Origin of the sequence: Mycobacterium sp., assembly GCF_049683935.1 — a bacterium.
In the GTDB taxonomy this organism is placed as follows: domain Bacteria; phylum Actinomycetota; class Actinomycetes; order Mycobacteriales; family Mycobacteriaceae; genus Mycobacterium.
Genome location: NZ_JBAUJR010000320.1, coordinates 1 through 8384 on the forward strand (window position 1 = coordinate 1; position 8384 = coordinate 8384).

10 protein-coding genes and 1 pseudogene are annotated in these 8384 nt (G+C 67.0%); 6 read left to right on the forward strand and 5 right to left on the reverse strand.

Annotated features, from left to right (window positions below):
* Nucleotides 1-496 (forward strand): MurT ligase domain-containing protein (locus WA965_RS18900; protein ID WP_526447929.1); only part of this gene is annotated, 496 nt, incomplete at its 5' end.
* Nucleotides 493-1209, forward strand: a complete 717-nt coding sequence (locus WA965_RS18905) for a type 1 glutamine amidotransferase (protein ID WP_526296867.1) — start codon at nucleotides 493-495, stop codon at nucleotides 1207-1209. The genes WA965_RS18900 and WA965_RS18905, both read left to right, overlap by 4 nt.
* Before the next feature lie 97 nt (nucleotides 1210-1306).
* Here the strand turns inward: WA965_RS18905 and recR are convergent, their stop codons facing one another.
* Both recR and WA965_RS18915 read right to left on the reverse strand, forming a co-directional pair.
* Nucleotides 1307-1918 (reverse strand): recombination mediator RecR, encoded by a 612-nt coding sequence (gene recR / locus WA965_RS18910; RefSeq protein ID WP_526296869.1) that lies wholly within the window; start codon nucleotides 1916-1918, stop codon nucleotides 1307-1309.
* Between the two features lie 4 nt (nucleotides 1919-1922).
* Complete coding sequence (locus tag WA965_RS18915; RefSeq protein ID WP_526296871.1) at nucleotides 1923-2255, reverse strand: YbaB/EbfC family nucleoid-associated protein; 333 nt, start codon at nucleotides 2253-2255, stop codon at nucleotides 1923-1925.
* Between the two features lie 137 nt (nucleotides 2256-2392).
* Between WA965_RS18915 and WA965_RS18920 the strand changes: the two genes are divergently transcribed.
* Nucleotides 2393-3154 (forward strand): Rv3717 family N-acetylmuramoyl-L-alanine amidase, encoded by a 762-nt coding sequence (locus WA965_RS18920; RefSeq protein WP_526296873.1) that lies wholly within the window; start codon nucleotides 2393-2395, stop codon nucleotides 3152-3154.
* Between the two features lie 30 nt (nucleotides 3155-3184).
* Here WA965_RS18920 and WA965_RS18925 read toward each other — a convergent pair whose 3' ends face one another.
* A complete protein-coding gene (locus WA965_RS18925) occupies nucleotides 3185-3640 on the reverse strand; it encodes an SRPBCC family protein (protein ID WP_526296875.1) in 456 nt (151 codons plus the stop codon).
* Between the two features lie 81 nt (nucleotides 3641-3721).
* Here WA965_RS18925 and WA965_RS18930 point away from each other — a divergent pair, with 81 nt between their 5' ends.
* The 3 genes from WA965_RS18930 to WA965_RS18940 are packed head-to-tail and all read left to right on the forward strand — an operon-like array spanning nucleotide 3722 to nucleotide 6811.
* On the forward strand, nucleotides 3722-5101 hold the full coding sequence (locus WA965_RS18930; RefSeq protein WP_526296877.1) for an FAD-binding oxidoreductase: 1380 nt from the start codon (nucleotides 3722-3724) through the stop codon (nucleotides 5099-5101).
* On the forward strand, nucleotides 5098-6420 hold the full coding sequence (locus tag WA965_RS18935; RefSeq protein ID WP_526296879.1) for an SAM-dependent methyltransferase: 1323 nt from the start codon (nucleotides 5098-5100) through the stop codon (nucleotides 6418-6420). The genes WA965_RS18930 and WA965_RS18935 overlap by 4 nt, the downstream gene beginning before the upstream one ends.
* A 10-nt stretch (nucleotides 6421-6430) precedes the next feature.
* Nucleotides 6431-6811 carry a phage holin family protein gene (locus WA965_RS18940; RefSeq protein ID WP_526296881.1) on the forward strand — a complete coding sequence of 127 codons (381 nt, stop codon included), beginning with the start codon at nucleotides 6431-6433 and terminating at the stop codon, nucleotides 6809-6811.
* Here WA965_RS18940 and WA965_RS18945 read toward each other — a convergent pair.
* Both WA965_RS18945 and WA965_RS18950 read right to left on the reverse strand, forming a co-directional pair.
* Nucleotides 6808-7878: a GGDEF domain-containing protein gene (locus tag WA965_RS18945; RefSeq protein WP_526296883.1), complete on the reverse strand. Its 1071-nt coding sequence runs from the start codon at nucleotides 7876-7878 to the stop codon at nucleotides 6808-6810. The genes WA965_RS18940 and WA965_RS18945 overlap by 4 nt on opposite strands.
* A gap of 61 nt (nucleotides 7879-7939) precedes the next feature.
* A pseudogene (locus WA965_RS18950) lies at nucleotides 7940-8384 on the reverse strand (DNA polymerase III subunit gamma/tau); the annotation flags it as partial.

Below are 8384 nucleotides of genomic sequence, written 5' to 3' on the forward strand. Positions count from 1 at the left end.
GCCCGGCGCGGTCAACCGCGGCAACGCGACGCACACTGTCGCCGCGGCGGTGACACTGGGCGCGGATCCCGCCGCAGCGGTCGCGGCGGTGTCACTGGTCGACGAGGTGGCGGGCCGGTACCGGACCGTGCAACTCGGCGCGCACACCGCACGCGTGCTGCTCGCGAAGAACCCGGCCGGTTGGCAGGAGGCGCTGTCGATGGTGGACCGCGATGCCGCGGGGGTGGTGATCGCCGTCAACGGGCAGGTGCCCGACGGCGAGGACCTGTCCTGGCTGTGGGACGTGCGCTTCGAACACTTCGACACGGTGCAGGTGGTCGCTGCCGGCGAACGTGGCACCGACCTCGCGGTGCGTCTGGGCTACGCGGGCGTCGAGCACACGCTGGTGCACGACACGATGCGCGCGATCGATTCGTGCCCGCCCGGCCACGTCGAGGTCATCGCGAACTACACCGCATTCCTGCAGTTGAACCGAATCCTGGAGCGCCTCGGATGACCGAATCGACGGTGCGGATCGGGCTGGTGCTTCCCGACGTGATGGGCACCTACGGCGACGGCGGCAACTCGGTGGTGCTGCGACAGAGGTTGCGCCTGAGGGGAATCGACGCCGAGATCGTCGAGATCACGCTCGACGATCCGGTGCCGTCGGAGCTGGACATCTACACCCTCGGCGGCGCCGAGGACTACGCGCAACGGCTGGCGACCAAGCATCTGATCCGCTATCCCGGCCTGCAGCAGGCGATTTCGCGAGGAGCCCCGGTGCTGGCGATCTGCGCGGCCATCCAGGTACTGGGGCACTGGTACGAGACCTCGGCCGGGGAACGCGTCGACGGGGTGGGGGTGCTGGACCTGACGACGTCGCCGCAACCGGAGCGCACCATCGGCGAGGTCACGGCGACTCCGTTGATCGACGGGCTGACCGAACCGTTGACCGGTTTCGAAAACCACCGCGGTGGAACGGTGTTGGGCGCCGACGCACGGCCACTGGCCGCAGTCACCAAGGGTGCGGGCAACCGGGCCGGGGACGGTGTCGACGGCGCGGTGCAGGGCAGCGTCGTCGCCACCTATCTGCACGGCTGCTGCCTGGCCCGCAATCCGGAGCTTGCCGACCACCTGCTCGCCGAGGTCGTCGGTACGCTGGCACCGCTGCCACTGTCGGAAGTCACGCAGCTGCGCCGGGAACGCCTCGCGGCACCCCGACGGGTGTAGGGCAACTAGTCGCAGCCGACGACGCGCGAATGTACGGTTTCTGACGAAAATCGGCCTGGAATCGTCATAAAGCGTACGTTCGGCGCGCGAACCCGGATCAGGCCATCGCGCGGCGGCCGACCAGCGCGCGACCCAGCGTCAACTCATCGGCGAACTCCAGATCCCCACCCATCGGCAGGCCCGACGCGATCCGCGTCACGGACAGCCCGGGGATGTCGCGCAGCATCCGCACCAGATAGGTCGCGGTGGCCTCACCCTCGGTGTTCGGATCGGTGGCGATGATCACCTCGGCGACGTCGACACCGTCGACCCGCTCGCCGATCCTGTTGAGCAGCTCGCGGATTCGCAGCTGGTCCGGACCGATGCCCGACAGCGGGTCGAGCGCGCCGCCGAGCACGTGGTAGCGACCGCGGAACTCCCGGGTGCGTTCGACCGCCTGCACATCCTTGGGTTCCTCGACGACACAGACCAGCGAGGCGTCACGGCGCGAGTCGCTGCAGATACGACAGCGGTCGTCGTCGCTGACGTTTCCGCACACCGCGCAGAACTTCACCCCGTCGCGCACCTTGCCGAGGACGGCGGTGAGCCGGTCGATGTCCGGCGGCTCGACCGAGAGCAGGTGGAACGCGATGCGCTGGGCACTCTTCGGCCCGATGCCGGGCAGCTTGCCCAACTCGTCGATCAGATCCTGGACCGGTCCTTCGAACAAGGAGTCACATCCCCGGCAGCCCGAGGCCGCCCATTCCGCCCGCCAGCGGGCCGAGCCTGTCGTGCGCCAGGATGGTCACCTGCTTGGCCGCGTCGCCGATCGCGCCGACGATCAGGTCCTGCAGCGTCTCGACGTCGGAGGGGTCGACCACCTTGGGGTCGATCGCCACGGCCACCACCTCGCCGCTGCCGCGCATGCTGACCTGGACCAGTCCACCGCCCGCCTGGCCGTGCACCTCGGCGTTGGCGAGGGCCTCCTGGGCCTCCATCAACTGCTGCTGTACCTGCTGGGCCTGCGCGAGCAGTGCTGACATATCGGGTTGACCATCGGGCTGCATGACTGTCCTCTGTGCATGTCGGTGATTCGGGGATAGATATGCGGATAGGTTTCGTCTCGGTCTCGACTTGGTTGCGCTCGCCCAGATCCGGCACTTTGGTCTTTAAGCGTAGTCCGCATGCGGGCTACCGTGGCGCCGTGCACGTGCCAGTCCGCCTCCGTGTCGGCACCCGAGTAGGTTCAGCGCTCGCCGCCGGACTGCTCGTCGCCGCCTCGACGCTCATCAGCCCTGCCCATGCCGCCCCGACCAGCGTGGCGGGGAAGATCGTTTTCCTCGACCCCGGTCACAACGGTGCCAACGACGCCTCGATCAGCAGACAGGTCCCGACAGGGCGTGGCGGCACCAAGGACTGCCAGGCCGGCGGCACCGCCACCGGCGACGGCTATCCCGAGCACAGCTTCACCTGGGACACCACCCTGCGGATCCGGCAGGCGCTGACCGCCCTCGGCGTGCGGACCGCGATGTCGCGGGGCGACGACACCGGCCTGGGACCCTGCGTCGACGAACGGGCGGCGATGGCGAACCAGATCCGGCCCAACGCCGTGGTCTCGATCCACGGCGACGGCGGTCCGGCCAGCGGGCGTGGCTTCCACGTGCTGTACTCCTCCCCACCGCTGAACGCCGCCCAGGCGGGGCCGTCGGTGCAGTTCGCCAGGGTGATGCGCGATCAGCTCGCCGGTTCGGGCATCCCGCCCGCGACCTACATCGGCTCGTCGGGTCTCAATCCGCGCTCCGATATCGCCGGCCTCAACCTGGCTCAGTACCCGTCGATCCTCGTCGAACTGGGCAATATGAAGAATCCGGCCGATTCGGCCCTGATGACAACGGAGCAGGGGCGCCAGAAGTACGCCGACGCCGTCGTCCGCGGCATCGTGGCGTTCCTCAGCTCCCAGAGTTGAGAGTGACGTCCACGACACGCTCGACGGCGATCAGTTCTCCGCTCCGAGGGTGCCCTCGACCTCACGCTTGAGGTTTCCGAGCACTGCGGCCTGGATCTTGCGCAGTCCGATCGGGGCGAATGTCTTCTCGAAGAAGCCGCCGATCCCGCCCGCCCCCTGCCACGACGTCTTGACGGTCACCGACGATCCCGGACCTGCCGGCGCGACGGTCCAGTTCGTCACCATCGTCGAGTTCGCATCCTTCTCGATAACGGTGTGACCTGCGACGTCGACGGCGGCCTTGACGTCGCGGGACCGCGATTTGGTGGCCTGCAGCTTCCAGGTGGCCACGGTTCCGGCGCCCTGGCCGCCCTCGAGTACCTGGTAGCCGCTGTAGTGCTCGGAGAGGATTCTCGGGCGCATGGCCTGGTAGTCCGCGACGGCGCCGAAGACGGTCGCCGGGTCGGCGTCGATCAGGACCGTGCTGGACGCGCTGACCTGTCCCATCAGTGCAAACTCCTCGTCAACAGGGGGTGAAGGTGTCTGGGTACGGTCGCATCGGGTGCCACCGCGGACTAGCGTATATGTGTGTCTGTCGCCTCGACCGACGCACGTGCCGCTCATACCGACGGCGTGCGGCGGCTTCTTTCCAGTTATCGGGCGATTCCCGCCGACGCCTCGGTCCGGCTGGCCAAGCCGACGTCGAACCTGTTCCGCGCCCGCGCCAAGAACACCGGCCCCGGCCTGGACACCTCAGGGTTGACGCACGTGATCGCGGTCGATCCGCACACCCGCACCGCCGACGTGGCCGGCATGTGCACCTACGAGGACCTGGTGGCCGCCACGCTGCCGTATGGGCTCTCGCCGCTGGTGGTCCCCCAGCTCAAGACAATCACCCTCGGCGGTGCGGTGACCGGGCTCGGCATCGAGTCGGCGTCGTTCCGCAACGGTCTGCCCCACGAGTCCGTGCTAGAGATGGACATCCTCACCGGCACCGGCGAGATTCTGCGGGCATCGCCCGACGAGAACCCCGAACTGTTCCGGGCGTTTCCGAATTCCTATGGCACGCTGGGTTACTCGGTTCGCCTGAAGATCGAGTTGGAGCCCGTCAAGCCGTTCGTGGCGCTGCGGCACGTCAGGTTCGGATCGCTGACCGACCTGGTCGAGGCGATGGACGCGATCATCACCTCCGGCGAATTCGACGGCGAGCGGGTCGATTACCTCGACGGTGTAGTGTGCACCGCCGACGAGGGCTACCTCTGTCTCGGCACCCAGTCGGCCACCCCCGGACCGGTCAGCGATTACACCGGCAGCGACATCTACTACCAGTCGATCCAGCACGAGGGCGGTGAGAAGCACGACCGGCTCACCATCCACGACTACCTGTGGCGGTGGGACACCGACTGGTTCTGGTGCTCGAGGGCATTCGGCGCACAGAATCCGCGTATCCGCCGCTGGTGGCCGCGAAAGTACCGGCGCAGCAGCTTCTACTGGAAGCTCATCGGCTACGACCAGCGCTTCGACATCGCCGACCGCCTCGAGGTACGCAACGGCCGGCCCCCACGCGAACGGGTCGTCCAGGACGTCGAGGTACCGATCGAGCGCACCGCCGAGTTCGTGGCATGGTTCCTCGAGAACGTACCCATCGAACCGATCTGGTTGTGCCCGTTGCGACTTCGCGACGAGGGCAACTGGCCGCTGTACCCGCTGCGCCCGCACCACAGCTACGTCAACATCGGCTTCTGGTCTTCGGTGCCCGTCGGTCCCGAGGAGGGCCACACCAACAAGCTGATCGAACGCAGGGTCAGCGAACTGAACGGACACAAGTCGCTGTACTCCGACGCGTACTACTCGCCGGAGGAGTTCGACGAACTCTACGGCGGCGAAACCTACAAGACGGTGAAGAAGACCTATGACCCTGACTCACGATTCCTCGATCTGTATGCGAAGGCGGTGAAGAGACAATGACGACATTTCGGGAACGCGCCACAGATGCGGCGGACAACTCCGAAGGCAGACTCTCACTGGCGGAGGTTCTGGAGATCTTCGCGGCCGGCCGACTGCCGCTGAAATTCACGGCTTACGACGGCAGCAGCGCCGGACCCGACGACGCGACGTTGGGACTCGACCTGCGGACGCCGCGGGGGACCACCTATCTCGCGACCGCTCCGGGCGACCTGGGGTTGGCCCGGGCGTATGTCTCGGGCGACCTCGAGGCCCTGGGCGTCCATCCGGGTGATCCCTACGATCTGCTCGCCGCGATGGCGCAGAAGATGAAGTTCAAGCGCCCGCCCGCGCGGGTGCTGGCCAACGTCATCCGCTCCATCGGCATCGAGCACCTCGTGCCGATCGCACCGCCTCCTCAGGAGGCACTCCCCCGGTGGCGACGCTTCGCAGAAGGGTTGCGACACAGCAAGACCCGTGACGCCGAGGCGATCCATCATCACTACGACGTGTCGAACACCTTCTATGAGTGGGTTCTCGGCCCGTCGATGACCTACACCTGCGCCTGCTATCCGCACCCGGATGCCACGCTGGAGGAGGCGCAGGAGAACAAGTACCGGCTGGTCTTCGAGAAGCTGCGACTGCAACCGGGTGACCGCCTCCTCGACGTCGGCTGCGGCTGGGGTGGCATGGTGCGCCATGCCGCGCGCAACGGCGTGAAGGTGATCGGCGTGACGCTGTCGCGGGAGCAGGCCATCTGGGCGCAGAAGGCCATCGCCGAGGAGGGTCTGGGAGACCTGGCTGAAGTGCGCCACAGCGACTACCGCGACGTGCGTGAGTCCCAGTTCGACGCGGTGTCCTCGATCGGGCTCACCGAGCACATCGGGGTGGCGAACTATCCGGCGTACTTCCGGTTCCTGCGGTCGAAGCTGCGCACCGGCGGCCTGGTGCTCAACCACTGCATCACCCGTCACGACAATCGAGCGGGGGCCACTGCCGGCGGGTTCATCGACCGGTACGTGTTCCCCGACGGTGAGCTCACCGGTTCCGGGCGCATCATCACCGAGGTGCAGAACGCCGATCTCGAGGTCTTGCACGAAGAGAACCTGCGCCACCACTATGCGCTGACGCTGCGCGACTGGTGCCGCAACCTCGTCGAGAACTGGGATGAAGCAGTCGCCGAGGTGGGTCTGCCCACCGCCAAGGTATGGGGTCTGTACATGGCAGGATCCCGGATCGGGTTCGAGCAGAACGCTATTCAGCTACACCAGGTATTGGCGGTCAAACTCGACGAACGCGGTGACGATCACGGGCTGCCGCTGCGGCCCTGGTGGAACGCATAGGGGGACTCCGGTGATCCGATTCCTGCTGCGTGTCGCTGTATTTCTCGGGTCCTCGGCGATCGGGCTGCTCGTCGCCGACTGGTTGGTGCCAGGTGTGTCGGTCTCGGTGTGGGGCTTCGTCGCTGCGGTGGTGATCTTCACTGTGGCCCAGGCGATCCTGTCACCGTTCTTCCTGAAGATGGCCAGCCGATATGCCTCGGCGTTCCTCGGCGGCATCGGGCTGGTATCGACCTTCGTCGCGCTGCTGTTGGCCTCGCTGCTGTCCAACGGTCTCAGCATCCGCGGCATCGGTTCGTGGGTCGCGGCCACCGTGCTGGTCTGGTTGGTCACCGCCGTGGCGACGGTGGTGCTGCCAGTGCTGCTCCTGCGCGAGAAGAAGACAGCGACCTAGGCGCCGGCGGGGTCGGAGTAGACCGCACACCGACCGCCACCGGCCCGTTTCGCTTGGTACATCGCCGCATCGGCGTGCCGGACGACATCGTCGACCAGGAAGTGTGAGGCATCGGTCGCCAACGCCGCGACTCCGACACTGGAGCTGAGTTCGATTCCGTCGACATCGCCGCGTGTCAGGGGGGCCAGCCGGTCCGGGAGTTCCGCCATGTCGCCGGCATCGTCTAGAAAGCCGACGAGCACGAGTTCGTCGCCGCCGATCCGTGCGACGACCTCACCTCGCCGAGCGATGTCGCGCAGCTTTCCCGCCATCTGTTCCAAAGCCGTGTCGCCGGCGGCATGGCCTTGACGGTCGTTGAGGTCTTTGAAGCGGTCGACATCGCACACCGCGACGAACATCGTCGTCGGCCCGGTCTGCTCACGCAGTGCCGAATCGACAGCGGCGGTCATCCCGCGGCGGTTCCGCAGTCCGGTCAACGGATCGTAGGCGGCCGACCTGGCGGTCCAGCCTATTGCGCGCCGTCCGCGCACGACCATCACGAGTCCACCCAGCGGCACAAAAACCACCCACGTCAACGCCGGCATGTAGAAGACGAACAACTCGATCGGATCGGATCGGCCGGAGGCGGTAGCCCAACCGGTGATCGCCGCGATCACCAGAAACCCAACCGCGCAGTGCAGGTAGAGAATTCGAGGGCTCAGCAGAAAGGCGGCGAACCCACCGACCAGACCCATGTAGAGCGTGGAGCAAAGTTGGGCCTGCGGCGTGGACATCGTCGACGCGCCCAACGCGAGCGCACAGTCCGCCCAGATCACGAATGCCACAGCAGCGCCGTACCGCGGCCACGGCGTCAGCAGCCAGCGGGCCCCGACCACGGTGGCGACAATTGCCGCGACGGCGAGAAGCAACCTGGTCGTGGGGTTGTCGGGGCCGTGGGGGAGAAACTGCGCGACCACGCCCATGCCTGCCATAGCGAAGCTCGATGCGCCGACGAAGCGGGTGAAAGTCTTGGTGAGGGAACCCTCCCGCAATGCTTGAGTCGCAAAAGCGAACTCGCTTCTGCCCACCCCCGGCCTCCTGTCGGCAACGTAAATTTTGGTCGCCAGTTCGTGACAGAGGGCAGTCTAGCTAATCTCCCTGGATGCGACGCGCCCCGAGCTCGGTCTGCAATAACTCGAGGGCGGCCTCTTCGGGGTCGCGGCGCGGCGCCAAGGGGTCGTCCTTGCCGGCTTCGGCGAGCATGCTCTCCTCGTCGTCATTGGCCTGCTCGGGTTCAGCGGGGGTCTGCCGCGGCTGCGGGGACACCGCCGGCTCAGAGGCCGCTGCGCCGGTCTCGCAGCGGATCTTCCAATTCACCCCGAGCGCGTCCTTGAGAGCGTCGCGGATGACATCGGCGTTGCGTTGCTCGGTCAGTCGTTTCGCCAGCGGCGCCGATTCGTGGCTGAGGACCAGCGTGTCCCCGTCGACGGCACGCACGATCGCACCCGCCAGCATCACCTCGGTGGTGCGACTGCGTTCGCGGACCTTCTCCCGCACGGTGGTCCACATGCTGCGCACCGCAGCGGCGCTGGGT